General features: G+C 47.8%; 26 protein-coding genes and 1 riboswitch. Of the genes, 16 read left to right on the top strand and 10 right to left on the bottom strand.

Annotated elements, in window-relative coordinates; genetic code table 11:
* Positions 1-164: 164 nt before the first annotated feature.
* The 6 genes from AC5FX6_RS18840 (at position 165) to AC5FX6_RS18815 (ending at position 4210) form a co-directional block, all read left to right on the top strand.
* On the top strand, positions 165-587 hold the full coding sequence (locus tag AC5FX6_RS18840; protein ID WP_493598514.1) for a DUF4783 domain-containing protein: 423 nt from the start codon (positions 165-167) through the stop codon (positions 585-587).
* A 66-nt stretch (positions 588-653) separates the two neighbouring features.
* A complete protein-coding gene (gene nadC, locus AC5FX6_RS18835) occupies positions 654-1511 on the top strand; it encodes a carboxylating nicotinate-nucleotide diphosphorylase (protein ID WP_493598513.1) in 858 nt (285 codons plus the stop codon).
* A 49-nt stretch (positions 1512-1560) separates the two neighbouring features.
* On the top strand, positions 1561-2142 hold the full coding sequence (locus AC5FX6_RS18830) for a hypothetical protein (protein WP_493598512.1): 582 nt from the start codon (positions 1561-1563) through the stop codon (positions 2140-2142).
* A gap of 104 nt (positions 2143-2246) precedes the next feature.
* Entirely contained in the window at positions 2247-2552 is a 306-nt protein-coding gene (locus tag AC5FX6_RS18825) for a hypothetical protein (RefSeq protein WP_493598511.1), read from the top strand.
* Positions 2553-2713: 161 nt separating this feature from the next.
* On the top strand, positions 2714-3448 hold the full coding sequence (locus tag AC5FX6_RS18820) for a class I SAM-dependent methyltransferase (RefSeq protein ID WP_493598510.1): 735 nt from the start codon (positions 2714-2716) through the stop codon (positions 3446-3448).
* A 6-nt stretch (positions 3449-3454) separates the two neighbouring features.
* On the top strand, positions 3455-4210 hold the full coding sequence (locus AC5FX6_RS18815) for a ZIP family metal transporter (RefSeq protein WP_493598509.1): 756 nt from the start codon (positions 3455-3457) through the stop codon (positions 4208-4210).
* 189 nt (positions 4211-4399) lie between these two features.
* Here AC5FX6_RS18815 and AC5FX6_RS18810 read toward each other — a convergent pair whose 3' ends face one another.
* The 5 genes from AC5FX6_RS18810 to AC5FX6_RS18790 all read right to left on the bottom strand — a co-directional run bounded on the left by AC5FX6_RS18810 (position 4400) and on the right by AC5FX6_RS18790 (position 7122).
* Positions 4400-4759 (bottom strand): hypothetical protein, encoded by a 360-nt coding sequence (locus tag AC5FX6_RS18810; RefSeq protein ID WP_493598508.1) that lies wholly within the window; start codon positions 4757-4759, stop codon positions 4400-4402.
* A gap of 118 nt (positions 4760-4877) precedes the next feature.
* Positions 4878-5279, bottom strand: a complete 402-nt coding sequence (locus AC5FX6_RS18805; protein WP_493598507.1) for a septal ring lytic transglycosylase RlpA family protein — start codon at positions 5277-5279, stop codon at positions 4878-4880.
* A 37-nt stretch (positions 5280-5316) separates the two neighbouring features.
* Complete coding sequence (locus AC5FX6_RS18800; RefSeq protein ID WP_493598506.1) at positions 5317-6015, bottom strand: alpha/beta fold hydrolase; 699 nt, start codon at positions 6013-6015, stop codon at positions 5317-5319.
* 8 nt (positions 6016-6023) lie between these two features.
* On the bottom strand, positions 6024-6773 hold the full coding sequence (locus AC5FX6_RS18795) for a hypothetical protein (protein WP_493598505.1): 750 nt from the start codon (positions 6771-6773) through the stop codon (positions 6024-6026).
* Between the two features lie 43 nt (positions 6774-6816).
* Complete coding sequence (locus tag AC5FX6_RS18790; RefSeq protein ID WP_493598504.1) at positions 6817-7122, bottom strand: hypothetical protein; 306 nt, start codon at positions 7120-7122, stop codon at positions 6817-6819.
* A gap of 699 nt (positions 7123-7821) precedes the next feature.
* On the opposite strand from AC5FX6_RS18790, the gene AC5FX6_RS18785 reads away from it, so the two are divergent.
* Entirely contained in the window at positions 7822-8001 is a 180-nt protein-coding gene (locus AC5FX6_RS18785; RefSeq protein WP_493598503.1) for a hypothetical protein, read from the top strand.
* Positions 8002-8010: 9 nt separating this feature from the next.
* On the opposite strand, the gene AC5FX6_RS18780 is transcribed toward AC5FX6_RS18785, so the two are convergent.
* Complete coding sequence (locus AC5FX6_RS18780) at positions 8011-8370, bottom strand: Hsp20/alpha crystallin family protein (protein ID WP_493598502.1); 360 nt, start codon at positions 8368-8370, stop codon at positions 8011-8013.
* A 499-nt stretch (positions 8371-8869) separates the two neighbouring features.
* Between AC5FX6_RS18780 and AC5FX6_RS18775 the strand changes: the two genes are divergently transcribed.
* The 4 genes from AC5FX6_RS18775 (at position 8870) to AC5FX6_RS18760 (ending at position 12603) form a co-directional block, all read left to right on the top strand.
* The gene (locus AC5FX6_RS18775; protein ID WP_493598501.1) at positions 8870-10594 is read left to right on the top strand and encodes a T9SS type A sorting domain-containing protein; all 1725 of its coding nucleotides are present in this window, start codon (positions 8870-8872) and stop codon (positions 10592-10594) included.
* 149 nt (positions 10595-10743) lie between these two features.
* A complete protein-coding gene (locus AC5FX6_RS18770; RefSeq protein WP_493598500.1) occupies positions 10744-11403 on the top strand; it encodes an OmpA family protein in 660 nt (219 codons plus the stop codon).
* A gap of 240 nt (positions 11404-11643) precedes the next feature.
* Entirely contained in the window at positions 11644-12066 is a 423-nt protein-coding gene (locus AC5FX6_RS18765; protein WP_493598499.1) for a hypothetical protein, read from the top strand.
* A gap of 93 nt (positions 12067-12159) precedes the next feature.
* Positions 12160-12603: a hypothetical protein gene (locus AC5FX6_RS18760; RefSeq protein WP_493598498.1), complete on the top strand. Its 444-nt coding sequence runs from the start codon at positions 12160-12162 to the stop codon at positions 12601-12603.
* A gap of 9 nt (positions 12604-12612) precedes the next feature.
* Here the strand turns inward: AC5FX6_RS18760 and AC5FX6_RS18755 are convergent, their stop codons facing one another.
* Positions 12613-14055: an amidohydrolase family protein gene (locus AC5FX6_RS18755; protein WP_493598497.1), complete on the bottom strand. Its 1443-nt coding sequence runs from the start codon at positions 14053-14055 to the stop codon at positions 12613-12615.
* 321 nt (positions 14056-14376) lie between these two features.
* On the opposite strand from AC5FX6_RS18755, the gene AC5FX6_RS18750 reads away from it, so the two are divergent.
* Positions 14377-14781, top strand: a complete 405-nt coding sequence (locus tag AC5FX6_RS18750) for a hypothetical protein (protein ID WP_493598496.1) — start codon at positions 14377-14379, stop codon at positions 14779-14781.
* A gap of 78 nt (positions 14782-14859) precedes the next feature.
* Here AC5FX6_RS18750 and AC5FX6_RS18745 read toward each other — a convergent pair whose 3' ends face one another.
* Positions 14860-17241 (bottom strand): ribonucleoside-diphosphate reductase subunit alpha, encoded by a 2382-nt coding sequence (locus AC5FX6_RS18745; protein ID WP_493598495.1) that lies wholly within the window; start codon positions 17239-17241, stop codon positions 14860-14862.
* A 347-nt stretch (positions 17242-17588) separates the two neighbouring features.
* Positions 17589-18548 (bottom strand): ribonucleoside-diphosphate reductase small subunit, encoded by a 960-nt coding sequence (locus AC5FX6_RS18740; RefSeq protein WP_493598494.1) that lies wholly within the window; start codon positions 18546-18548, stop codon positions 17589-17591.
* A 647-nt stretch (positions 18549-19195) separates the two neighbouring features.
* Here AC5FX6_RS18740 and rplU point away from each other — a divergent pair.
* The 4 genes from rplU to metF all read left to right on the top strand — a co-directional run bounded on the left by rplU (position 19196) and on the right by metF (position 25160).
* Complete coding sequence (gene rplU, locus AC5FX6_RS18735; protein ID WP_299706537.1) at positions 19196-19504, top strand: 50S ribosomal protein L21; 309 nt, start codon at positions 19196-19198, stop codon at positions 19502-19504.
* A 68-nt stretch (positions 19505-19572) separates the two neighbouring features.
* Entirely contained in the window at positions 19573-19842 is a 270-nt protein-coding gene (gene rpmA, locus AC5FX6_RS18730) for a 50S ribosomal protein L27 (RefSeq protein ID WP_493598493.1), read from the top strand.
* A 314-nt stretch (positions 19843-20156) separates the two neighbouring features.
* A riboswitch (SAM riboswitch) is annotated at positions 20157-20266 on the top strand.
* A 70-nt stretch (positions 20267-20336) separates the two neighbouring features.
* Complete coding sequence (gene metH, locus AC5FX6_RS18725) at positions 20337-24050, top strand: methionine synthase (RefSeq protein WP_493598492.1); 3714 nt, start codon at positions 20337-20339, stop codon at positions 24048-24050.
* 153 nt (positions 24051-24203) lie between these two features.
* Entirely contained in the window at positions 24204-25160 is a 957-nt protein-coding gene (gene metF, locus AC5FX6_RS18720; RefSeq protein WP_493598491.1) for a methylenetetrahydrofolate reductase [NAD(P)H], read from the top strand.
* A 185-nt stretch (positions 25161-25345) separates the two neighbouring features.
* Here metF and AC5FX6_RS18715 read toward each other — a convergent pair whose 3' ends face one another.
* Positions 25346-26116 carry a cyclase family protein gene (locus AC5FX6_RS18715; RefSeq protein WP_493598490.1) on the bottom strand — a complete coding sequence of 257 codons (771 nt, stop codon included), beginning with the start codon at positions 26114-26116 and terminating at the stop codon, positions 25346-25348.
* Positions 26117-26123: the final 7 nt, after the last annotated feature.

The raw sequence follows: 26123 nt of genomic DNA, 5'->3' as shown, positions 1-26123 counted from the left end.
ACTGCGTGGATAGAAACAGCCCAGCATATAGATACGTAACGGCAGGTATAATTATCCCGTTACATCGGTATATATTGATTATTCCTATTAATTTTAGGGTCTTGCTTACGACCTTTGTTGGCATAGTTTTCGCTGATACGAGGACGAGATTACTTACACACCTTATGAAAAACTTTAAAAACATTGCTGTAGTACTTTTCTTAGCTTTTGTCACGTCATTGTTTGCTACCGGACAGGCCGTTGCCCAGAAGGATGTATTTGACGGCGTGGAGGCTGCCTTGCGGGCAGGATCGGCTAAAGACTTATCCAGGCATTTTGACAGCAAGGTAAGTCTGTCATTTGCTGACGAGAAAGCGACGGATTACAGCAAGACGCAGGCGGAATTTGTGATGAAGAACTTCTTCAGCAAAAACCCTCCTACAGGCTTTGCCTACAACTTCCCGACTCCAAGCGAGTCTGTGAGAAAAGACAAGCGCTATGTGATTGGTACCTATACGCATCGCAACGGTTCTTACACCGTTTTGATCCGTGTAAAAGATGCAGGAGGCAAATTCCTGATACATTCCATTGATTTCATAAAAGATTAAGCAGATAATAGTGAGATTTTTAGCAAGGCTCGGGATATATACCGGGCCTTTTTTTATTTTTGCACCGTGAAAGCATCATACCTGACAGAACAAAGCATAGCCGAGTTTATATCCCGGGCCCTGGCCGAGGATGTAGGCGATGGCGACCATTCGTCGCTGGCTTCTATTCCGAACGATGCCCAGAACCAAGCAAGACTGCTGGTGAAGGGTGACGGCATACTGGCTGGCGTGGAGCTGGCCAGGTATATCTTTAACCAAGTTGACCCTGACCTGCAGATAGAAGTCCTGTTGCAGGACGGCGCTGAAGTGAAGTTTGGCGACGTGGCCCTCACTGTAAAAGGCAAGGCGCAGTCCATCCTCACGGCTGAGCGGCTGGTGCTGAACTGCATGCAGCGCATGAGCGGCATCGCGACCTATACCCATTACCTGAACACGCTGATCTCTGGCACCAAGGCTAAACTGCTGGACACCCGCAAGACGACGCCGAACTTCCGGATGATGGAAAAGTGGGCCGTGCTGATTGGCGGCGGCGTTAATCACCGCTTCGGCTTGTTCGACATGATCATCCTGAAAGACAATCACGTGGACTACGCAGGAGGTATACGCGAAGCCATAGAGGCCACCCAGCGTTATCTGAAAGAGAAAGGCAAGGACCTACGCATTGAGGTGGAGACCCGCAACTTAGAGGAAGTGAAGGAAGCGCTCGAGGCAGGTGGCATTCACCGCATCATGCTCGACAACATGACACCAGAGATGATGCGCGAAGCAGTAGCACTGATTGGCGGACGTTTTGAAACAGAAGCATCAGGTGGCATCACGGAGGCGACGATCGGTGAAGTAGCCAGGTGTGGTGTTGACTTTATCTCGGTAGGAGCACTGACACACTCTATCAAGAGCATGGACCTGAGTCTGAAGGCTTATTAATTGAACTTATACCTGCTGGCAAAGGCAGGCGCTTATATTTTACTTTTTTATGCAACAAAATCAACGTTACCGGATGCAGTCAAGTGCTGCTCCGAATGCCATTCGTACCAAAAAGTACCAACTGGAGAAAAATACTTTTACAGGTATAGCTTTGGCCAAGGTATGGCGCAAAGACTGGTGGATGGCTCTTATTCCGCTGGTGCTTTTCCTGCTGCCGGCTGTGTTTAGTTTCTCATGGTGGTGGGTAGCGGGTGCTATTCTGGTTACACTTATCTTTGTGCTGCTTCGTTCGGCACAGGTAATGGGCGTGACGCAAATGGAGCAGGGCAACCCCCTGTTCGAGAAGCTGAGCTATGAGATCGATGCGCGTCAGATCATCTTAAAGCGTAACGAGCGCGAAGGCATGACCCTGACTTGGGATATGATCGGAACGGCAGAGCGTAAAGGTGAATCTTACCTGCTGTGGCTGAAGCCTCCTACAGAAGCCCAACTGCCAGGTGGCTGGAAAGGCTGGCTGGCTAAGACATTCCAGTCTCCGGTGTTTGTGATGCTGCCTTTCCGCATTTTCAACAACCCGAATGATATTAAGTTGCTGGAGTCGATGCTGCGTCGTAAGAACCTGATCGCATAGTAGTCGCTCCGGAATCCCGGGCAACGTTGCCCTCGTAATGATAGATTTGCTACTGCGCTGTGTAGTAGCGCTTTATAATAAAGACCTATAAATTAAAAATAGAGATGAATAAGAACGTACTTGCAGTATTTTCCGCAGTTTGTGGCCTGGCAATGATTTCATGCGACACGCCAAAAGACAATAGACCAAGCGCTAAAGCATCTGTTGATTATGTGCAGCCAGGTACTCGCAGCACTTACAATGTATCTGACATGGGTGGCGAAGAGGTTACTGGTCACACACTAAAAGATCACGGCGCAAATGAAGAATTAATGCCTAATCACGACCAAGGTGGTAATACAATACAGCCAAAAGATAGTGTTCGTGAAAAGGGTGTGACGAACTCAGAAGCTGGCGCCGACAAACTTTAATCGACCGCTTTCTCATACAAAAAAGGTCTGCTGCTGCTGTGCGTTACAGTGGCAGCAGACTTTTTTCATGATTAGCTATACCCGCCAACTCGGTGTGCGTATACCCGTGTTCCGAAAATAAAAGAGTATATTTGCACCCTTATTGCAATTGCATAGCTCCTATGGCCCAACAGGAAGAGTGGTTCAGCACTTGGTTTGACTCCCCCTACTATCATATCCTTTACAGCAACCGCGACGATCGCGATGCCCGGCTGTTTATGGATAACCTGTTGGCCTACCTGCACCCCAAACCACAACACAGAATACTGGACCTTGCCTGTGGCAAAGGCCGCCATTCACTTTACCTCAACCAGCTCGGCTACGATGTGACAGGTATAGACCTGTCAGAGAAAAGCATTGCCTACGCCCGGCAGTATGAGAACGAGCACCTGCACTTTGATGTGCATGACATGCGGGAGGTATACAAGCCAGAGGCATTCGATTTTGTGCTGAACCTGTTTACCAGCTTTGGCTACTTTGAAAGTGAAACCGAGAATGTTGTGGCCTTGAAGGCAGCGGCTGCAAACCTGAAACACGGTGGCAAGTTAGTTGTCGACTTCATGAACACTGATCGCACTATTGAACGTCTTGTATCACATGAAGAAAAAGAGGTGCAGGGAATTCAGTTTAATATAAGCCGCAAAGTGGAGCATGATTTTATCGTCAAAACCATCCGCTTTCAGGACAAAGGACAGGACTACCACTTTGAGGAACGTGTAAGGGCATTACGACAAGAAAACTTTATGGAGTACTTTCGTATTGCTCAGTTGCGCCTCGTCGAAGTGTTCGGTGACTACAGGCTCCAGCCCTTTGATCCGGATAAAAGTGAGCGAATCATTTTCGTGCTAAAAAAGTAACGCGGTATGATCATAGCTATACTTGTGCTCTTCTTCACGGTGGTGCTTTCAAGCTTCCTGGTTAAGGTATTTCCGCCGGATAACAGCCGCTGGTTAAAAATGGCATTGGCGTTCAGCGGTGCTTACCTCTTTACCATCACGATCGTACACCTGCTGCCGGATGTGCTTATTGGCAATCCAAACCCGCATCGCGTTGGGTACTGGGTGCTGGCCGGCTTCTTTTTGCAGCTGGTGCTGGAGCTGTTCTCGCATGGTGTGGAGCACGGCCACATGCATACCAACCACCATGGGCACAGTCATACAGACTCAATGCCTTTTCTGCTGCTTGGATCCCTGTTCATTCACTCATTTCTGGAAGGTAGCATTTTGGTAGAAGGCAGTGAGCGGCACATGGGCCATCACCATGCAGGTGAAAACTTTTATGCAGTACTGTTAGGTATAGCCATACACCACGTGCCGGCTGCATTTGCGCTTATGTCGGTGCTTATGTCACGCATCGGCTCTTTCCGCAAAGCCTTCATTTGGTTGCTTATCTTTGCCATTGGAGCACCACTGGGGATACTGGTGAGCAATTACATAATAAAAGATAATATCGGTGGTGAGCTGGTCTTTACAGCGCTGACAGGCTTAGTGGCAGGTAACTTTCTGCATATCTCCACGACCATTCTATTTGAGACGAGCCCTGATCACCGTTTCAACCGCAACAAACTGCTAGCGACTCTAGTCGGTCTGGGTTTGGCACTGCTGACTGATTTTATATAAGGTATACCGGCAGAGCTATACCTATTAAGACAGGCTGCCTCCTCTTGGTTAACCGTTCCGCAACATGAGCATGTTGGTTTTACTTACAGCTATTCTGGTCTCCTGCGATAGGAATTGATAGGTATGAAACGGGCTAAAAACAAAAAAGGCTGATGTAGATCAGCCTGCAAGTGGTAGTGAGGAAGTTAATTACATAATGGTTGAAAGCAGCGTAGCAGCAAGTGCTTTCAAGGCGAGTATCACCGTGCTTGATTTAGCAGCTACATCAGAAGAGTCATCTTCATCTGAACCAGAAGTGAGGTCTTTGAAGAAGGAAAAAGGGCTTTCCAGGACCTCAGCATCCAAAATAGATTTCTGCTTTTTCTGAGTTGCAGGCTTCGCATCGTTTGTAGCGGCAGTTCCAGTAGGGCCAGGCGTTACAACTGCAGTTGTTTCTGCTGTGGCATTACCGTTATTCAAGTTGGCTGCATTTGGTGTAGCAGTGACACCCAGCAACAGGATTGTCGCTAGTGCAACCGTCATTGAAACAGATTTCCACTTTTTATGCATGCCCAAAACTATAATATAAAATGCAGTATTCCAAATGATTAATAGGAATATTTGTAGACTTTTGAAATGATTTTAGCAAGCGTAAGCTGAAAGACTGTTAGCGTGTAATTATGCTATGTTAGCGCATAGGCGCAGGCTTCACGACTTTTACCTCTACAGGCACTATACCTGCACTGATGTAGTCCAAACGTTTGGCAGCGGCTTCACTTAAGTCAATGACACGCCCCTTCACGAAAGGTCCTCTGTCTGTAATACTTACTTTAACTGATTTCTTTGTCTGCAGATTGGTGACCTTTACTTTGGTGCCGAAGGGAAGGGTGCGGTGAGCGGCAGTTAGCTTTCGTTTATTATAAGACTCACCGTTGGCCATTTTGCGTCCATGCAGCTTATTGCTGTAATAGGATGCCTTGCCTGCTTCCGTATACCCACGCTGGCCTACAGTAGGGTTCGTAGCAGTGCAGGCGCTCGTCAGTATAGAAGAAGCAATCAGAAAGGCGCCGAATATGTGTTGTAATCGCATAAGTATTCGCAATAGTTATTGTCAGCTTAATATAAGCCTAAACGGAGGTTTTTCCAAAGAATTGCCGGATCTCGTACTGTAGCCGGTTCACATTGACCTTCTCCAGCGGATGGGGTGTGTTGGGGAATACTTGCAGGCTGGCGGTAGGCAATTGCTGGTAAGCCCATGCCGTTTCCTGCAGACTAACCATGTTGTCGCGGTCACCGACACTCACACGGACAGGCACTTCAATGCACGACAGCGTCTCTTCAGTCAGCAATGGCTGGTTGCCTAGGCACTGCATCATACCGGCTGTTCGGCGCATTACTTCCTGCCAGTCGGTAGGTTGGTGGCGCTCAGCCAGTATGGCGGCAAAAGCAGGAACCTTCTCCAGTACCTTCTCCGGTTGCAGCATTTTCACTTCCTTCACTGCAGTTTCCGGGCTCCAGGCGAATTTGGTAGCAAGCGTAAAAATACGCCCTACTCTGTGTGGGTGCCGAAGCGCCAGGTATAGCGCTACATAGCCTCCCATGCTGTAGCCAAATATATCAACCTGCTGCAGTTGCTGCTGATCCAGGTAATGAAGCACATCCTCCGCAAATGCCTCGATGCTAAAGTCTTCAAGAGGGGTAGCACTACCGCCGTGTCCCCGAAAATTCAAGGTATGCACCCCGAAGTCTGCCTCAAGCACTTGCTGCAGAGGCTGTAGCATGCTCGCAGCTCCCAGGGCGCCATGGAGAAGCAACAGATCTGGCATGGCTTGTCTTACTGTTTTACCTGATAATTATAGACGTCTACCGCTTGTGTCAGCTTGTCTTTTCGGAAAAGCTGTATAACCAGTGGCACAGCTATAAGTCCGGCTCCGCCATATACGGCTGGCGATATATTAACAGCATTCGGGTTAGTAGAGCTTTGAGAAGAGGACAACAAGCCGTAAGTTAGCAGGCCTGCGCCCGCTATACCCATCACCGTCGAGATGGTTCTCTCACGCTTATGACGCTGGATCAGCACCATGCTTGAAGGATTATCAGCCAGCGCCTGTTCTAGGTTTTGCTGGTTGAAAGTCATAAGCGGTCCGTTGTCTTTGGAGAAGAAGTAAATGCGGCGACGGCTGGTGCGGGGCATGCCGTACCCATACGGGTGGTATCCCATGGCTGCGTAATCGATGGTGGTAGTGAAGAACTTAGAGACACGTGGCCCTTCCATAATTCGCTTCGCAAAAGAGTCAAAGCGGTTGCCGGCAGCCACTCTTGCAAAGTAGCCGTCGTTATTCTGATACACATCCACCAGCTCAGGGGCATACTTCAGTGTGTCGTCCACCAGGAAGAAGTCCTGCTTAAATAAAGGTGATTTATACTGTACCCTGTTGCCGTATACCACTTGTCCGTTGCGAAGTTGTAAAAAGTGACGGCCTTTCTGGCGTTGCGGCTGGTAGTTTTCCTGGGAGTACTCCTGCGCTTGCAGACCAAAACTTAGAAGCATGCAGGTAATGAGTGCAAAAATTGTCTTGTTCATGTATGTGGGTGATTTCAGCTAAGTTTCAAAATAGGCTTTTTGCTTAGAATATAAGTGCGAGCATCACAAGCATGCCTGCCAGCGCCAGGTATACCCAGCTCATTAGCTGGCCTCTGTGCTTGCTGGGCACAACATTGCTTACAAATACAACGGCTATCAGTACGCATAATATATATAATAGTATAAAAGTAACAGCTTTTACCCAGTTAGGGACTATCGTGTTCTCGGCCTGGTATTGGTTATCCATGCCCATGTCAGCTACTAAGTAGCGTAGTGAAAAGAAAACAACTACTTCGAAAAGGACAAAGAAAAACAAGCCATAAAGCCTGTCGCGTTTGTGTGCAGCCATGCTGTGTTTTATCTATTAGAATAAACGGTAACGCCCGCTCCAGGTACTCTCCGTTAATTGGCCGTGAAAAGGCTGAACCGAGGGTTTTGAAGCGCGTCATGCAATGAAACACTTCAGATCTAAGCAGTTACTTTTCTTATAAATATAATAATTGGATTCAAATAAGTGGTAATGCACGCTCAATTTAGAAAGGAAGCGTATACCTTAATTAATGCTTTATACATGTTTATCCTATATTCTTAGTTAATTATATAGTGGGCTTGGCATGTTGTTTGCATTTCATTACTAAGCACATAGATCATAACTGGTGCTGGCTGTATGGAGTAGGTTCACCTTTTTAGTGCAATTTATAGTAAGATAAGAAGAATATGCTTGCACATCAGCAATAATATGAAACAATTATAGCGGATCAACCCGTTAAAATACCAGATGAATGTAGGGATATGAGGTTATTGAAGAATGTTAAATTAGACAATCACTATTTTAACTATGGTGATAAGACACGTAAGATCTTTAGCATAGGCTATGAAGATCTCACGACACTTATCTATTATCAGGATAATAATAACAACTATACATTAGTTATATCGAAGGAAGACGATCCACCGTTGATAATTGAAAAGAAGATATCGCGCGCGGAGGCGTTTAGATTAATGAATACCCGGCCCTAACGCCGGGTATTTTTATTTAAGGGACTTTATGAGTAATTGGAACAAGTATTATAGAATTGCTTTTTGGGGAGTAGTGCTGACTTTTATTACCCAGTTGATTGTTTCTGTGGCTTTTGACCCATATCTGGCGTCAGTCTTTACCCCCTTTTATGCCGTTTGGGGTATCACGGCAGTAGTGGGCTGGCGTCAGGAACATCCCCGCCGCTAGTATATCTAATTATAGCTGTATGATATCAATCTGGCGCGGCTCCAATGCGGCGTCATGGTAAGGCAGTTTGACACGCAGTTCACCGTCTTTATAAACCGCTTTTATCCGTCCTAAGTCTACCTGCGGAGGCAGCAGAAAAATCCGGTTAAACATAGGAATAGCCATCTGTGCATCATCTTGGCTTTGCAGTACTGAGAAGATGGTAAGCTGATTCTGGTGAAGTACAACTCTGAATGACTCCGGGTTCACACCTGCTGCCCATACATTGATCACAGCACTTTTCTTCTTCTTTTCAACCTCAGTATAAGTTTCGCTCACACCACCGCCTACTGTATTAAGCAAGTCAATTTGGTGTGCAATAGATCTCAAAAACGCTTTATCTTTTATTATTTTCATCTCTTTCTCCTCTAAAGGTTTCGATGAATAATGATGCAAATCAAATGCCAATGACATTAAGCGACAAGTTGACTGGTTAATTGGATTTTAATAGCTTCAATCATGTCATAATGGCTTTTGCGATGGATTTTATGATTTCAAATTATAAATGAAGCGAATGTAATTGATGCTAGAGCTAGCAAATTCTAATACAATTATGAGGCTTTATAAAAAAGGGTTTATGTCCCAAATCGGTGCAATTTTTCCCATTGATGGAAAATAATTGAGCTTTTTCATATTATAAGTTTATTTTATAAGTGCATTAGTGAAATTTCACCATCACTAGAGTTTTCCGTAAGTGCTTGTAATGCATATATTTAATGAACATATAAGATTTAGAGTTTCCATTTGGTGTTGCACTTTAGTTCAATAAATTAGACTTATAGCGCACTGGCACGCTTCTTTCATATATAGTGATATAAGAAAGCAAGCCATGAAACACATTTATACTCTTTTGATTTCTCTTTTCGTGCTAGTATCATCTGCTCAAGCACAGGTTACAATTTACAAAGAAGACTTTAGCATCAATACAGTGGGTTTAGCTGCAAATGCATTACCTGTGGGTTATACTACTGTATTTGGAACTTGGTCCAGAAATAATCAACATGCCGTAACTCCAAACAATCAGGTTTCAGGAGGTTTTTATTTAAGAGCAACTAACACGGCAAATTCATTAGAACTCACCAGCATTTCAGTAAAGGAATATAGTAAGATCCAGTTGAAATGGAATGGTGTTAGGGTTGGTTATCATAACAACAGGAGGAATTCTTTCCCAGTGAAGTTAGAGTACAAAATCAATAACGGAGATTATATTAGTGTACCTATAGCAATAGAAAACCTACAGGATGATGGCGTATGGCGCCCGGTTAATAATGGAAATCCTATCGTGCTACCTACACTTCCTGCCAACGCCACCACAATTAGTTTAAGATGGTCTGTTAATGTTGAAACTCATCAAGGGGGCTATTATGGAATCGACGATATCATCATTACTGCCGAAAAGACAAGCGAGAATGATGTGTTTAGCTGGGCTACACGTGCTTACAATGAAGATCCATTTATCGTATCCAACCCTAATTCGCCGAACCCTTACACTTTAGATTATGTGCCAATGCGCTGGATTAGCTCAGTTAGTGGATCCACATTGCTAGATACCCGGTCTGTGCGTAATGAAAGATTTTTGACTCCCAACAAGAGCTTAACATTAGTTCAAACTGGCGCTACAGCTACTCAAGGCAGTAATGTTAGTATTGTCTTCGATGATAATATGGCAGATCTTAAATTGACGCTCTTTGATGTGGATCAGCATAGAGGCCAGTTCCAAGACCAGGTTATTATAACTGCAGTGAACAGTTTAGGCGAAAAGGTAGTCCTCAAGAATGAGAATGTTTTGAGAGGATCCACGATAAGCTTCGATGCAGCTACTGGGACGATCACAGGAAATTCCGTTGAGGATATTATAGGAAGCTCTGATCAGGGCAACGTTGTCATTACATTCCCATCTCCGGTGAAGCAGATTAACATTGCTTATTATAATGTTGATCAGACACGTTCGAGCCAAGGGACGCAAGGTATAGGAATATATAACATAAGTGGAAGAGTTGCTGGTGATATCACTCCCCTCCCTGTAGAGCTGGTTTCTTTCAAAGCTCAGTCTACGAAAGATGGTGTGCAGCTTAACTGGAAAACCGCTTCAGAGCAGGACAACAAAGGTTTTGAGGTAGAAATATCAGCTGATGGCAAGAATTTCAGAAAGATAGGTTTCGTTGAAAGCAAAGTAGGCACTACTTCACTTACACAGCACTACAGCTTCCTTGACACAAGAGCAATTGCTGGCACCAATTACTATCGCTTAAAGCAGGTTGACTTTGACGGCGCCTTCGAATACTCTAAAGTTGTTGCTGTGAACAGTGTACCTGTTATCGCTTCCTCGGTATACCCAACGCTGGCCTCGCAAGAAGTTACAGTAAGAATAGCGCCATCTGACGAGCAGGTAACTATCGCAGTGGCTGATATGGCAGGGAAGCAGCTTATGGCCGTTCAGAATCCAACAGAACGCCAAGTGGTACTACCAGTACAGAGTCTGCAAAATGGGGTGTACTTTGTTACAGTAATCAATGGAGGACAGAAAGAGGTTTTCCGTATCGTGAAGCGCTAATAAAACCTCAATCCTAACTAAACAGAAAGGACCAGCCCACGGGCTGGTCCTTTCTGTTTATAGCCAGCTTACATCTTGTAATATGGCCCATCTTTGAACGAATCGTGCATATGCCCGTAGGTTTAGTAGGACTAAATACAAAATAAGATATGAGAAAAGTAATAACATTCGCTTGTTTTATGTCTGTAGGCACTTTCATGGCTTGCAGTGAGACAGATAAAAGAGTTGAAAATGCCGAAGATGTGCAGGAATTAGCGTCAGCTGATACAGCCGTGATGTATGGCGACCTACAGGGTATCGTAGAGGCTGATGGTGCTGAGATCATCAGTGTAAATGAAAGTTTCTGGTCAGGTGTTGATTATAACGCCCCTGTTGTGACAGACCGCAATGTGCAGGACCGTGACGTGGAGGTGCGAAGCAACCCTGGCTATACGATTTACTCGATGGATGAAAAAGTGCTTTTTGATCTTGACAAGGCTAACCTTCGTAGCGGCGCAGAAGACAAATTGCACAGTATTGCAGCGTCTATAAATGAACTAAGTGAGCGCGGCCCTATCCGAATAGTGGGTCACACCGACTCAACTGCCAGTGCGAGTTACAATGAGAAACTAGCCGCAGACCGTGCTAATACGGTAAAAAACTGGTTTGAAAAGAATGCAAACATCGATGCCTCCCGTATGACAATAGAGGCAGCTGGTCAGGCGAGACCTATTGCAACAAATGAAACCGCAGAAGGGCGCCAGAAGAACCGACGTGTGGTTGTGATGGTAGCTACCAGAACGGACAATGGACAGAATATGCAGCCTTAATTATAGCTTTATAATGGATAATGAGTAGCTGGGCTCCTGTTGCAAGATGGGAGCCCAGCACTTTTATATAAACATTTAGATGGGGGTTCATTGTTAAGTGTATCCCTGAGGCGATGTATTTCACTAGACTGGCGCTTTTAAAATAAATTTTGATTTAAAGTAAAAGTGCAATTTTTAGTGTTGCGCGTATACAGTTACTAACTATATTTGTAAACAAGATCTATTTGAAGGAGTAGCCTTATGATGATTCCCTACTTTCAGAACCACGTCGTAACGATCTCTTATAATCCGGAGCAGCAGCTAGGTATGGCTGTTTGGAATGGTTTTCTGAGTAGCGAGGAGTTTAGAGAAGCAGTAGGGACGTGTCTGAAGCTGATGGAAGAGCAAAGACTCTTGCGTTGGCTTGGTGATAATCGTAAATTAAGGGCAATCCGACAAGCCGACCAGGATTGGTTCGTGGAGTCTGTCATGCCAAAGCTCGTAGCCGGCACGCTGCATCGTAATGCCTCAATCGTGTCCGAGGACCTTTTTAACAGGATGGCAGTAGAACAGATCATCAAACGGTCAAATAACCTGGGAGATATGGTACTGATGGATTTTGAGAGTGTGGAAGCTGCAATGACCTGGCTGCTCGAGCCACTGGCTGTGCAGGAGCAAGCTTAGCTTTGGCTGAGCCTCGCCCTACTTCGATCCGGAAGCTGACCCGCTCAATACTTTGTTTCTAATACTAATCTCGCTCGCGAGGAAATTTTCTTGATGCAACTCTACTTTAAAAACAACTTCGTCATTCTTACATATGACAAACTCCTGAGACTAGGCAAAGCCGAATGGCGCGGTCATTTGCAAGGTGCTGAGCTCAGAGAGGCTTATTTGCTTTGCCATGACATGATCAACCGTTTTTCGTTGACAAGGTGGTTGGCTGATGATCGCCTGATGGGTATGATATCACCTGCAGACCTAAAATGGAGTCTCGAGGTGCATGTGCCTCAGATGGCTAAAAGCTCATTAACGCGAATAGCCCGTATACCTTCCAAATTTGAGCATAACCGGGCAGCTGTAGAGACAATGATTAACAAGGGACATACGTTTAATCAGCCATTAGAACTCAGGAATTTTGAGGACGAGCATGAGGCTTTGCAGTGGTTACTGGAAAGTCCTGAAACTGCTCTCCCGCATCATCAACTGATCAATTTAGGCTAAGGTAGAAATCTATTCTTGCCAGCCACTTTTCTTCATTATCTTTTCGAATTCAGCTTTGGCCTCTGCCATAATTTTATCCTTGTTCAGGTGAGTAAGGGTATGGTTCCTTTTTACTATTCTTCCGTCGATCATCACGGTGTGTACATTGGCAGGCTGCGTAGCTTCTGCAATGAGTTGATACGGTTCCGTAACATAGCCTAAATTCAAGGCGTTGGTGGAGAGCATGATCAGGTCTGCTCGTTTGCCTGGAGTGAGGGAGCCAGTCTGATCTGAAAGCCCAAGAGAGCGGGCACCTTCGATTGTGCCTATTTCCAGTGTGCGCTTAGCGCTGAGGGCAAACTCATTTCTGTTAAGTGCATTGGCTAGGTTCAGGAGTATCTTAAGTGCCGCAAATAAGTCTGCATTACCTGTTAGTGTGGTGGTGTCCTCTGATATACCAATGGTAACGCCTGCATCCAGCAGCTCCTTTACGGGAGGTATGCCATACCCGATGCGTAACTCCGAGAAGGGTGATAAGCTGGCAACGGCACCGGCTTTTGCTATACCTTGTATTTCGCTTGGGGTAGCATCCTTGCAGTGGATGAGCTGCATCCCTTTAGCAAGTAAATTCTCTCGCATCAGTCCGCTGATCACGCCTGCTTTACTGGCATGCACAGATACAGGTATACCTAACTGCCGGGCTAGCTTCAGCTCTTTTATACCTTGTTCCTTTCTATCGTTTATACCTGGCCAAGCCAAGCCCAGGTATAAAGTGTCGCTAGCGAGCTTTGGCCAATCCTTTTTCAGTCTTTCGAGCAGCTGCAGGTCGACTACACCGCCCTCTCCGGCCGGTACACCCAGCGAATAGCGTCCCCGTATACCTGCTTCGCGAAGGGCCTGCAGGCTAGCCTCAGCGAAGGCTGGGCCTCGGGTATTGTGGCTCCAGTCGTGTAAAGTAGTTATACCTGAGTGGATGGCTTCTGCGATCGCCAGGCGGGTAGCGGCATACATGCTTTCTGGGGTGTAGTGCTGGCCCACCGTGCGAGTGACATCAAAATAGCCCCGGCCCTCTTTTGAGCCCGCCATGCTGCGTAGCAGGGAGGTCCAGAGGTGCCAGTGTGTTTCCACCAAGCCCGGCATCACGATCATGCCCTCTCCCTGTATAACTTCCGCGCCGGCTGCGCTTAGCTTTTGCCCTACCTGTTTTATCTCGCCGTTCTGCACCAGCACATCGCCTTGCTTCAAGTCACCCAGCTTTGCGTCCATGGTGAGGACATAAGCATTTTTGATGAGGTAGTGCCCCTGTGGCGGGAGGCTCCGGTCTTGCTTCTGCAGGGGGGCTGATGTTGCACCGGCAAAGGCGCCGGTATAGCCTGCCATTCCTGCTGCCCCAAGCAAGATGGATCTGCCTAAAAAGTTGCGACGGCTTATACCGTGTCGGTCTATATCGTTCTGATCATGCGGTGTGCTCACAGGTATAGCTTCAGTAAGGTTAGGTTTAGCATCTTCGGCTTATAAGGTATAAAAGCTTTTACTGAAGTAAATTGTTTACTGTTTAGTTTGGCGGTGATAACACAAGGACTAGAAATGGTATAGGCTAAATATTAAACCGGCACTCTAGTTCAGCTTTGCTAAAACCTTGGCTAACCTATCAAGAGCTTTTACTTACCTACCAGTGATCTATAAAAGTATGTGCTTTGTTCGTAATTTTAGGTAGGACATTAATCTAGTTTTAATAATTTAAATAAGAGAATGAGTTAATTTTACGGCTTGTTCAATTATCGTCACTCATTTATGACCTTAGTATACTTCCAAAATAATGTAGTAACCATTACCTACGACGATGAGTGGCAGTTAGGAACTGCTGTTTGGGAGGGCTTTTTAAGTAGTGCAGAGTTTACAGAAGCCATTACTGCCTGTATTGATGCCATTGAGAAGTATAAGCCGCTCAGGTGGCTTGGCGATAATCGTAAAATGAAGGTCATCCGTCCGGTAGATCAGGAGTGGTTCGTAACGCATATTATACCCCGGCTACAGCAGTCTTCTCTGCGCCGGAATGCAGTACTTCAATCCGAAGACTTCTTTAACAAAACGGCAGTAGAGCAAATCTATAAGCGTGCCGAAGGAAAGAGCGACCTTGTAACAAAGGATTTCGACGATAGAGCGAAGGCGCTGGTGTGGTTGAAGCAGCCGTTTTAGGAGTTTAATATTTTACAATGGAAAGACGCTAAGAGATAAATTAAAAAGGGGTAAGTTAACTTACCCCTTTTTAATTATTTAAGATCCGCAAGCTTCGCAAGCGTCTGGGTTATCCAGGGAGCAGCTCATGTCGCTGCGGTTTTGGTCTACTTGGTTATAAACCGGCTCCAGCGTTTCGGCGGCTTGTTTCTCCACCGTGAACTTGATAGCGTCTACAGCAGCCTTAGTGCGCAGGTAGTACATACCTGTCTTCAGGCCTTTCTTCCAGGCATGGAAGTGCATCGAAGTCAGCTTGCCGAAGTTCACGTTCATTACGTGCAGGTTCAGCGACTGGCTCTGGCAGATGAAAGCGCCACGGTCAGCACTCATGTCAATTACTGTACGCTGGCTGATCTCCCAAACCGTCTTGTACAAGTCTTTGATGTTCTGTGGGATGCTCGGGATGTCCTGCACCGAGCCGTTGGCTGCGATGATGGCAGTCTTCATCTTGTCATTCCACAGACCCAAGCCGATCAGGTCCTTCAGTAAGTGCTTGTTCACGATCATGAACTCACCTGAAAGCACACGACGCAGGTAGATATTAGAGGTATAAGGCTCAAACGACTCGTTGTTACCCAGGATCTGTGCTGTAGAAGCAGTTGGCATTGGCGCTACCAGCAGGGAGTTACGCACACCGTGCTTAACCACTTCCTGGCGCAGTTCTTCCCAATCCCAGCGACCGCTGTCTGGTGTTACACCCCACATGTCGAACTGGAACTTGCCTTCTGACAATGGAGAACCTTTGAACGTCTCATAAGCACCGTCTTTCTTGGCCAGGTCCTTAGAAGCCGTCATAGCGGCGAAGTAGATCGTCTCGAAGATGTCTTTGTTCAGACCACGGGCTTCATCACTCTCAAATGGCATACGCAGCGTGATGAAGGTATCCGCCAAGCCCTGCACACCCAATCCGATCGGACGGTGGCGCATGTTGGAGTTGCGGGCCTCAGGCACTGGGTAATAGTTGATGTCGATCACCTTGTTCAGGTTCTTCGTCACGTGGTACGTCACGTCAAACAGTTTCTGGTGGTCAAATGTCTTATGGCCGTTTTCTTCTTTGATGTAACGAGGTAAGGCAAGCGACGCCAGGTTACATACCGCTACTTCGTCGTGGCTGGTATATTCCATGATCTCGGTGCAGAGGTTTGAACTCTTGATGGTACCAAGGTTCTGTTGGTTGCTCTTACGGTTAGCGGCATCCTTATAAAGCATATATGGCGTACCTGTCTCGATCTGAGACTCCAGCACAGCAAACCACAGGTCCTGTGCTTTTACCGTTTTGCGGGCACGGCCTTCACGCTCATATTTCTCGTACAGGCGCTCAAAGTCCTGGCCCCAGCTGTCACCGAGTCCGGGTGCTTCGTTCGGGCAGAACAGGCTCCAGTCGCCGTTTTGCTCCACACGCTTCATAAACAAGTCTGGCGTCCAAAGAGCGTAGAACAAGTCACGGGCGCGGTTCTCCTCCTTGCCGTGGTTCTTCTTCAGATCCAGGAATTCGAAGATATCAGCATGCCAAGGCTCCAGGTAGATCGCGAAAGCGCCTTTGCGCTTGCCACCGCCTTGGTCCACATAGCGGGCAGTGTCGTTAAACACCTTCAGCATCGGGATGATACCGTTAGACGTACCGTTTGTGCCCTTGATGTAAGAACCTGTTGCACGCACGTTGTGGATGCTCAGGCCAATACCGCCGGCGCTCTGTGAGATCTGTGCGCATTGCTTCAGCGTGTCGTAGATACCTGGTATGCTATCGTCCTGCATAGCAAGCAGGAAGCACGAGGATAGCTGCGGCTTTGGTGTACCGGCATTGAATAATGTTGGCGTGGCGTGCGTAAACCATTTCTCAGACATGAGATTATAAGTCTCGATGGCAGATTCGATGTCCTCCTTATGGATACCCACGGCCACACGCATCAACATATGCTGCGGGCGCTCCACGATCTTGCCGTCAAGGCGAAGCAGGTATGAGCGCTCCAGCGTTTTGTATCCGAAATAATCGTAGTTGTAGTCCCGGTCATATATGATGGTCGAGTCCAGCGTAGCGGCGTGCTTGCGGATGATCTCGTACACATCCTTTGCCAGAAGCGAAGCGTTTTCTCCTGTCTTAGGGTCCTCGTAGGTATAGAGGCGCTTCATGGTGTTGGAGAACGACTTGCTCGTCACCTTGTGCAGGCTAGAGATCGCCACACGGGCAGCCAGCACTGCGTAGTCCGGGTGCTTGGTCGTCAGGGACGCAGCTGTCTCAGCAGCCAAGTTGTCCAGCTCGATGGTGCTCACGCCGTCGTAAATGCCGTCAATTACTTTCTTGGCCACCTCAATCGGCGACACATAGTCCATGTTCAGACCATAGCACAGCTTCTCGATGCGTGCGGTAATTTTGTCGAATTTGACGGATTCGCGTCGGCCGTCTCTTTTAACTACTAACATAGCGTATACATTTAGCGGGAGTCAAATGCCCGGGTTTTTATAAGATATAGGTATAAATGATCCGCTCTTAAAGCAGCGGGTTGAAACATGCTAATATTATCATAAGGCAATACGTATATAGATACCTAAGCCGTTGAAATACTATACTTTAACAGGTAAAGCCAAATGCTTTTACAGAAATTGAGGCGGACGCCCCGTCTGGCGGCTGATGCCAGCTTATGAATCCGGTGCCGGGGAGCTACGAAGGCAGCTATACCTGCAACCGGAGTATTCAAGGTAATGAAGGAAGGGCCGGGCCTGACACCCGGCTCTCTTTATCTCCTAAACTTACTAAGTAATTCAGATTGTTAAAAGTCTTCGTCGAGCGAAAACACGTTTTTGTCTTTGTCGCCCATCACACCAGCTTTCTGGTACTCCGCTACACGCTTTTCGAAGAAGTTGGTCTTGCCCTGCAGCGAGATCATTTCCATGAAGTCGAACGGGTTGGTGGCGTTGTAGATCTTGCTGCAACCCAGTGATACCAACAGGCGGTCAGCTACGAACTCGATGTACTGGCTCATCAACTTAGCGTTCATGCCAATCAGGTCAACTGGCAGCGCGTCGGTTACGAACTCCTGCTCAAAGGTCACCGCATCACGGATGATCTCGTGCACACGGCTCTCAGGCAGCTTTTCATTCAGCATAGAGTAGAGCAGGCAGGCGAAATCGCAGTGCAGGCCTTCGTCACGCGAAATCAGCTCGTTAGAGAAGGTCAAGCCTGGCATCAGGCCACGCTTCTTGAGCCAGAAGATAGAGCAGAAAGAACCGGAGAAGAAGATACCCTCCACAGCCGCAAAAGCGATCAGACGCTCTGTGAAGTTTTCACTGTTGATCCACTTAAGCGCCCACTCGCCTTTCTTCTTCACGCAAGGCACTGTCTCCAGTGCGTTGAACAGATAGTCTTTTTCAGACTGCTTCTTTATATAAGTGTCGATCAGCAGGGAGTAAGTCTCGGCGTGAATGTTCTCCATCATGATCTGGAAGCCATAGAAGCAGCGAGCTTCCGGTAGCTGTACTTCCTGCATGAAGTTGATGGCCAGGTTCTCGTTTACGATGCCGTCCGAAGCAGCGAAGAAAGCCAGTACGTGACTGATGAAGTGGCGTTCGCCGTCGTTCAGGTTCTCCCAGTCTTTCTGGTCCTGCGACAAGTCGATTTCCTCGGCGGTCCAGAAGCTGGCCTCTGCCTTTTTATACATCTGCCACACCTCGTCGTGCTGTATCGGGAATAAAACAAAGCGATTTGGGTTCTCTTGTAGTATTGGCTCCATGCGCGTAAACTTTAATGTTATTTAAACTAACAGCGACACTTCGTTACTGTTTTATATAATGTCAGACTTAGAAGTCAAGGCACCGTTTGGCGGGTGACTTTAAGGTAACAGGTTTTCAAATATAGTGATAAGAACTTGAATTGGAGGGCTAAAGTTGTTCAATTTATTAACACTTTGCTAAGTGTTTGATTGTGTGATTTTTGTCATGGAATTAACAGGCTTATTAACATGATTGTGTTGACATATATAATTGTCTTTATATAGTAAACACAATATTAAATCATTGTTAAATGATGAAAAGTGCAAGCTTGTGACGCCTATTAAGCAAGTGTGGGCATTTTGCAGGGTCTAAAATCCAATAAACAGCAAGCTTGGCTCCAAATTCGGAGGAAGGTTTTGCCCGGCTTATGGAGTTGGTGTGGAAAACGTGAATTTCTCAATCGAGAGGCAACGTTCTGCGGATTAGTGTGTTATGTGCTATTTCAGGAGGTGCAAAATAATTGAATAGAGATTTCAACATCGTTATCCACATAGTTGTGCATAAGGTCTGAAAAAACAGAATGAATTAAGGAACAATGATTTGCATATTAATTTTTAGACTGCTAATTTTGCAGACTTAAAATTTTTTAAATCATACATTGAAGCTGATGTACGCAATTGTAGAAATCGCAGGTCAACAGACCAAAGTAGAGGCCGGAAGGTTCATCTACGCTAACAAGCTTTCCGGCAATGATGGTGACGCCGTTGAGTTCACCAATGTTCTTCTTACTGATGATAACGGCACGCTTACTGTAGGTGCTCCTTTCGTTAGCGGTGTTAAAGTGGTTGGTAAAATCCTTGGCAACGTGAAAGGCGACAAAGTAATCGTTTTCAAAAAGAAGAGAAGAAAAGGCTATCGTAAGAAGAATGGTCACCGCCAGCACTTCACGAAAGTTCTGATCGAGAGCATTGGTTAAGCAGTAAGAAGAAATTAAACGTTGAATTTTTCAGGTGTTTCATCGCCCTGAGTAAATAATTAAACAAAATGGCACACAAAAAAGGAGCTGGTAGTTCTAACAACGGTCGTGAGTCGCATTCTAAACGACTTGGCGTTAAGATTTACGGTGGCCAGGATATCATCGCTGGTAACATCATTGTAAGACAAAGAGGTACTGCACACCACCCGGGTCAGAACGTGGGTATGGGCAAAGACCACACACTGTTCGCTATGGTTGACGGTGTAGTTTCATTCAAAAAAGGCGTTAAGAACCGTTCATTCGTTTCTGTAATTCCTAAAGTAGAAGCAGAAGCTTAATTCTGACCGATACCAAAAGTCTTTGGGCTTTGAAGTAAAAAGGGACTCCCAGCAAGGTGGTCCCTTTTTATTTTGCCTAAATGTAAATACTTCTCCGAGGCAAGAACAATCGGGTTAGCGCCTCCGTATAAGAAGGTATAAAGAGTTATAGAGTGAAAACAATTAAACTCTTTTAGGAAAGGGACACTTTTGGTGTCCCTTTCTGTTTTTATACTTTTCTGGGCGCGACTTTAAACCTCCTTCTCTCCTGATATCCTCTTATCCTGATGCAACAAAAATTCGCCTTTTGCGGATAAGTGTGTATCTTTGCAGCATTCTTATCAAGAAAGACCGAGGGACAGGGCCCTATGACGTCTTAGCAACCTTGTACCAGCTTGGTGCTAATTCCCTTCTCAGCCATACCTTGGCCGGGAAAAGATAAGAGAGTATACCTACCTTGGGTGTCCTTCTTGATAAGCGCGTATGTAGACTTAACCAAGAGGGGGAACACCAAAATGACCAAATCACATCCGATCCATACCTTGCTGCAGGAGCGCGTGCTTGTGCTTGATGGCGCCATGGGCACCATGATCCAGCGCTACCAGCTCTCCGAAACCGATTTTCGTGGCGAGCGCTTCAAGGACCATCCGTCTGATCTCAAAGGTAACAACGACTTACTCTCTATCACACGGCCCGATATTATCAAGGCCATCCACACCGAGTACCTCGAAGCTGGCGCTGACATCATCGAGACCAATACCTTCAGCGGCACCAGCATCGCGATGGCTGATTATCACCTGGAGCATGTGGTGTATGAGATAAACTACGAATCAGCCAAAATAGCCCGTGAGGCGGCTGATGAAGTGGAAGCCAAAGGTCCGGCGCACAAGCGCTTCGTAGCAGGCGCTATTGGCCCGACCAACCGCACGGCTTCCCTCTCCCCGGATGTGAACAACCCCGGTTACCGCGCCATCACCTTCGACCAATTGGTGGAGGCTTATTACGAGCAGGTGCGCGGGCTGATGGACGGCGGTTCAGACCTCCTGCTGGTGGAGACGGTATTCGATACGCTCAACTGTAAGGCCGCCCTCTTTGCGATACAGCAATATGTGAATGACGGTGGCAAGGAGCTGCCGATCATGGTGTCGGGCACTATCACCGACGCCAGCGGCCGTACCTTATCCGGACAAACAGTGGAAGCCTTCTGGAACTCCATTTCGCATGCACCCATCCTGAGTGTGGGATTCAACTGTGCTTTGGGTGCCCGTCAGCTCAAGACGCATATTCAGGAGCTCTCCCGCATATCCAACTGTTACATCAGTGCTTACCCGAATGCCGGCTTGCCAAATGCCTTTGGCGGCTACGATGAAACAGCCCAGCAGATGGGTGCTATTGTAGAGGAATACCTGAAGGAAGGGTTGGTAAACGTGTTGGGTGGTTGTTGTGGCACGACGCCAGTACACACCAAAGTAATCGCAGACCTGGTGCGCAGGTATAAACCGCACGTTCCCACTCCCGTAGCTCCCCTCCCACGCTACAGCGGCCTCGAGCCCCTCACCATCACTTCCGATACCCTTTTCGTGAATGTTGGCGAACGCACCAACGTCACCGGCTCCAAGAAATTCTCCCGCCTGATCGTAGACGGTAAGTTTGAGGAAGCCCTATCGGTTGCCCGACAGCAGGTAGAGGGTGGCGCTCAGATCATCGACGTGAACATGGACGAGGGTATGCTCGACTCGGAGCAGGCCATGACCGACTTCCTCCACCTGATCGCCTCTGAACCCGACATCGCCAAACTGCCCATCATGATCGACTCTTCGAAATGGAGCGTGATAGAGGCAGGCCTCAAATGTGTTCAGGGTAAATCAATCGTAAACTCCATCTCACTGAAGGAAGGCGAAGAAGCCTTTAAGAAACTGGCCCGCAAAGTGCGCCAATACGGTGCCGCTGTGGTGGTGATGGCCTTTGATGAACGGGGCCAAGCCGATACTTTGCCGCGCCGCATCGAGATTTGTGAGCGCTCCTACCGCATCCTGGTAGACGAAGTGGGCTTCCCGCCACAGGACATCATCTTTGACCCGAACATCCTGGCCATCGCCACAGGTATAGAGGAGCACAACAACTACGCCGTCGACTACATTGAGGCGGTGAAATGGATCAAGGCCAATCTGCCGCATGCGCAGGTGAGCGGCGGCGTGAGCAACCTGTCCTTCTCCTTCCGAGGCAACGACTTGGTGCGTGAGGCCATGCACACCATCTTCCTCTACCACGCTGTGCAGGCGGGGATGGACATGGGCATCGTGAATGCAGGTATGCTGGGTATTTATGAAGAGGTGCTGCTCGAACTGCGCAACCTGATCGAAGACGTCATCTTCAACCATCACCCGGATTCAACAGAGCGATTGGTGAACTATGCTGAAACCATCAAAGGCAAAGGCAAGACTGCTACAGTTGCTGACAACTCCTGGCGCGAAGCTCCCGTGGAAGAACGCCTGAAGCACGCTTTGGTGAAAGGCATCGTCGACTTCATAGACGAAGACACCGAAGAAGCCCGGCAGAAAGCCACTAAGACACTCGACGTGATCGAAGGCCCCCTGATGGCAGGTATGCAGGTAGTGGGCGACTTGTTCGGCGCAGGTAAAATGTTCCTGCCGCAGGTAGTGAAGAGCGCCCGCGTGATGAAGAAGTCAGTAGCCTACCTGTTGCCCTTTATGGAGCAGGAAAAGCTGGCATCCGACACGTCCAAATCAACAGCTGGCACGATCCTGATGGCAACGGTGAAGGGGGACGTGCACGACATCGGGAAAAACATTGTAGGCGTGGTACTCGCATGTAACAATTACGAGGTGATAGACCTTGGTGTGATGGTGCAGTTGGATAAGATTCTTGCAGAAGCCGAAGCACAGCAAGTTGACATCATCGGTCTAAGCGGTCTGATTACACCATCACTGGACGAAATGGTTTACATCGCGCAGGAGATGGAACGCCGCGGCATGAAAATCCCTTTGCTGATTGGTGGCGCTACAACTTCGCGTGTGCACACGGCTGTGAAGATCGCGCCGCAGTACAGCGGACCGGTCGTGCACGTGCATGATGCGTCCCGCAGCGTGACGGTGGTGAGCAACCTGTTGGGTGGCAACCGCGACAGCTACATGGCTGAGATCAAGGCAGAGTACGGGAAACTGCGCGAAGATCACCTGAACCGCACCAAAGACCGCGCTTTTGCAAGTATACAAGAAGCCCGCGCCAATAAGTATCAGGTTGACTGGGAAGCCACTGAAGTAACGAAGCCGAGCTTCGTTGGCAACAAGGTATACACCAACTATCCCTTGGAAGAGATTATTCCTTATATCGACTGGACCCCTTTCTTCCATACCTGGGAGCTCAAGCGGCAGTACCCGAAAATCCTGAACGATCCGGAACTGGGAGCGGAAGCCACTAAGCTGTTTGCCGATGCGCAAGCCATGCTGCAGGAGATCGTAGACAAGCAATTGCTAGAAGCCCGCGCCGTGGTGGGCTTCTACCCGGCTAATGTGGAGGCCGACGATACGATCGAGGTATACGCCGATGATTCACGTGAAAACGTCCTCACCGAGTTCCATACCTTGCGCCAACAAGGCAAGAAAGGAGCCAATGTGCCTAACCTCGCCTTCTCTGACTTTCTTGCACCAAAGGAAACAGGTATAGCCGACTACCTCGGCGGTTTTGTGGTGTCGGCTGGCTTTGGCATCGAGAAATTACTGGAGCAGTACGAAGCCGAGCACGACGACTACCGGGCCATTATGGTCAAAGCCTTGGCCGATCGTTTGGCAGAAGCATTCGCCGAGCACATGCACCAAAAAGTGCGCAAAGAACTGTGGGGCTACTCACCGGATGAGCAGCTGGATAACGAAGGCTTGATCAAAGAGCAATACAAAGGTATACGTCCGGCTCCCGGCTACCCTGGCTGTCCGGACCACACCGAAAAGATCACGTTATTCAACTTGCTGAAGGCGGAAGAAACAGGTGTGATCCTGACCGAGAACCTGGCCATGCATCCGGCATCTTCGGTGAGTGGTCTTTATTTCTCTCATCCGGACTCCCGTTACTTTGGCTTAGGTAAGATCGGCGAAGATCAGGTAGCCGACATCGCCCGACGCAAAGGAATGGCCAAAGAGGAGTTGGAACGCTGGTTGTCGCCAAACCTGAACTACGAGCCAAAGGCACACCTCTCCCCAACCCTCTCCTAAAAACAGGGGAGGGAGCTAAAAAGCTGTTTTAGATTTTAATTCTGGAATAGCAATGATATTTGAGACATAGAATTATTAATTACTTCTCACCTCTGGAATCACCCTCTCTTGTTTTTAGGAGAGGGCCGGGGTGAGGTAAACCATCTACATACCTTGAAAGTAACCGAGCACTTCCAGAACGCTAACGGCAAGACGCTGTTCACCTTTGAGATCTTGCCTCCGCTCAAAGGCGAAAACATGAAGACGCTGTTCAGCCACATCGACCCGCTGATGGAGTTCAGCCCGCCTTTTATTGACGTGACTTACCACCGCGAAGAGTATATCTACAAGTCGCGGGAAAACGGTTTGCTGGAGAAGCGTACCACACGCAAGCGGCCGGGTACGGTCGGCATTTGTGCGGCCATCCAGAACCACTACAAAGTAGACACCGTGCCGCATCTTATCTGCGGTGGCTTCAGCAGAGAGGAAACCGAAAATGCCCTGATAGACCTACACTTTCTGGGTATAGATAATGTGCTGGTGCTGCGGGGCGACTGTGTAAAGAGCGAACAGCGCTTCGTGCCGGAACCTGATGGGCATAACTACGCATCTGAGCTGATAGAGCAGGTCGTGAAAATGAACAACGGTTGTTACCTGGACGAGGAGCAGGCCTACCATAATGGCACTGACTTCTGTATTGGTGTGGCAGGTTACCCGGAGAAGCACTTTGAGGCGCCCAATATTACGTCTGACCTTCGTTGGCTGAAAAAGAAGGTAGAAATGGGAGCAGATTACATCGTTACGCAAATGTTTTTTGATAACCAGAAGTACTTTGACTTTGTGAAGCGCTGCCGTGCCGAAGGTATAAACGTGCCGATCATTCCAGGGTTGAAGCCTATGACCACCAAGACCCAACTCACCATACTGCCAAGCTTGTTCCACATCGAAATCCCCTGCGCACTAGCCGATGCCATTGAAGGCTGTCCGGACAACAAAGCTGCTGCGCAGGTGGGTGTGGAGTGGGCGATACAGCAGTCCAAAGAGCTGATGGAGTTTGGCGTGCCCTGTTTGCACTACTATTCAATGGGCAAGTCAGAGTCCGTGCGGAAAGTCGCAGAGGCGCTGTTTTAGAGAAACCACAACTAAACTAAACCTAACCTTAAGGCTGGTGCTCATGGCGCCAGCTTTTCTTTTTTATGAGGTATAGCTATACCTGCTGCACGACCTCACAGTGTCTCCCAGACCTGTGAGCGTCTAGTAGCCAACTAAGGATCAAGTATCAGGCGCTCACAGGAGCTGGCACAAAATGGAAGTGCTTATAAAGCCGGGAATACCGGTGATAGCTTATACAGCACTGGCTTGCTCGGGCTGGCGTCAAGCTGGAGACTTGCAATCTGAATGTTAAGCAGGTATAGCCCATCGTCGATATGATTGGGTGCGTAGATCAGCTCTGTGATGGTAGCACCGCAGCGGGTATTTTTGGGGTACTGCCAGAAAGCGTGATGACAGAGCAGTTTGCCTTCGTCCAGTTCACGGTCTACGGAGGGTAAGTCGAGGAGCAGGTGTTGTATACCTTTCTCAGCCAGGTACTGCCCGATGGTATGCTCGAGGTATGGCGGGTTGGTACCGGAATAATGGCGGGTAAGCTTCTCGTCAGTATTAGGAAGCGTGCGGAGTATGACCGCTTCAGCTTTTATACCTTGCAGCTTGGTTTTCACATCTTCCAACAGTATTACCTGGTCACCGTTTTCCTGCTTTTGAGGAGTTACCGTAATCAGCTGCGCTACAAACAGGAAGCGCTTGAGGCAATTGTGGATGGTGGCATTTTCGTCTGCTGAGATATGGCCATAGCACTCGGTATGAGTGCCGTTTCCGTGTGGTGTTACATGTACACGCTTGTAATTTGTACTGCCGCCTTCCGCTACACTGCCCACAAAATCACCTACCCGGATCACATCGAACGCCACCGGTTCAGCCCAGAAGCACTCGGGTTGTTGCTGACGGTCGTGCAGTGGCATGGAGATATCCAACGGTTGCGTTGGGTCAAAGGTATAGGGTTGGTCGCGGTACGTGACGGAAGCTTCCATGTAGCTA

It is taken from the genome of Pontibacter sp. LHS2 (assembly GCF_058932845.1).
This window is presented reverse-complemented; position numbering and strand designations above follow the sequence as displayed.

Coding starts and splice junctions, on each gene's coding strand:
- AC5FX6_RS18775 (WP_493598501.1), top strand. CDS start 8,870: ATGAAACACATTTATACTCTTTTGATTTCTCTTTTCGTGCTAGTATCA.
- AC5FX6_RS18830 (WP_493598512.1), top strand. CDS start 1,561: ATGCAACAAAATCAACGTTACCGGATGCAGTCAAGTGCTGCTCCGAAT.
- AC5FX6_RS18715 (WP_493598490.1), bottom strand. CDS start 26,116: ATGGAAGCTTCCGTCACGTACCGCGACCAACCCTATACCTTTGACCCA.
- AC5FX6_RS18810 (WP_493598508.1), bottom strand. CDS start 4,759: ATGCATAAAAAGTGGAAATCTGTTTCAATGACGGTTGCACTAGCGACA.
- AC5FX6_RS18840 (WP_493598514.1), top strand. CDS start 165: ATGAAAAACTTTAAAAACATTGCTGTAGTACTTTTCTTAGCTTTTGTC.
- AC5FX6_RS18770 (WP_493598500.1), top strand. CDS start 10,744: ATGAGAAAAGTAATAACATTCGCTTGTTTTATGTCTGTAGGCACTTTC.
- metH (WP_493598492.1), top strand. CDS start 20,337: ATGACCAAATCACATCCGATCCATACCTTGCTGCAGGAGCGCGTGCTT.
- AC5FX6_RS18820 (WP_493598510.1), top strand. CDS start 2,714: ATGGCCCAACAGGAAGAGTGGTTCAGCACTTGGTTTGACTCCCCCTAC.
- AC5FX6_RS18785 (WP_493598503.1), top strand. CDS start 7,822: ATGAGTAATTGGAACAAGTATTATAGAATTGCTTTTTGGGGAGTAGTG.
- AC5FX6_RS18800 (WP_493598506.1), bottom strand. CDS start 6,015: ATGCCAGATCTGTTGCTTCTCCATGGCGCCCTGGGAGCTGCGAGCATG.
- AC5FX6_RS18815 (WP_493598509.1), top strand. CDS start 3,455: ATGATCATAGCTATACTTGTGCTCTTCTTCACGGTGGTGCTTTCAAGC.
- AC5FX6_RS18745 (WP_493598495.1), bottom strand. CDS start 17,241: ATGTTAGTAGTTAAAAGAGACGGCCGACGCGAATCCGTCAAATTCGAC.
- AC5FX6_RS18750 (WP_493598496.1), top strand. CDS start 14,377: ATGACCTTAGTATACTTCCAAAATAATGTAGTAACCATTACCTACGAC.
- AC5FX6_RS18795 (WP_493598505.1), bottom strand. CDS start 6,773: ATGAACAAGACAATTTTTGCACTCATTACCTGCATGCTTCTAAGTTTT.
- AC5FX6_RS18740 (WP_493598494.1), bottom strand. CDS start 18,548: ATGGAGCCAATACTACAAGAGAACCCAAATCGCTTTGTTTTATTCCCG.
- AC5FX6_RS18790 (WP_493598504.1), bottom strand. CDS start 7,122: ATGGCTGCACACAAACGCGACAGGCTTTATGGCTTGTTTTTCTTTGTC.
- AC5FX6_RS18760 (WP_493598498.1), top strand. CDS start 12,160: ATGCAACTCTACTTTAAAAACAACTTCGTCATTCTTACATATGACAAA.
- rpmA (WP_493598493.1), top strand. CDS start 19,573: ATGGCACACAAAAAAGGAGCTGGTAGTTCTAACAACGGTCGTGAGTCG.
- AC5FX6_RS18825 (WP_493598511.1), top strand. CDS start 2,247: ATGAATAAGAACGTACTTGCAGTATTTTCCGCAGTTTGTGGCCTGGCA.
- AC5FX6_RS18805 (WP_493598507.1), bottom strand. CDS start 5,279: ATGCGATTACAACACATATTCGGCGCCTTTCTGATTGCTTCTTCTATA.
- AC5FX6_RS18765 (WP_493598499.1), top strand. CDS start 11,644: ATGATGATTCCCTACTTTCAGAACCACGTCGTAACGATCTCTTATAAT.
- rplU (WP_299706537.1), top strand. CDS start 19,196: ATGTACGCAATTGTAGAAATCGCAGGTCAACAGACCAAAGTAGAGGCC.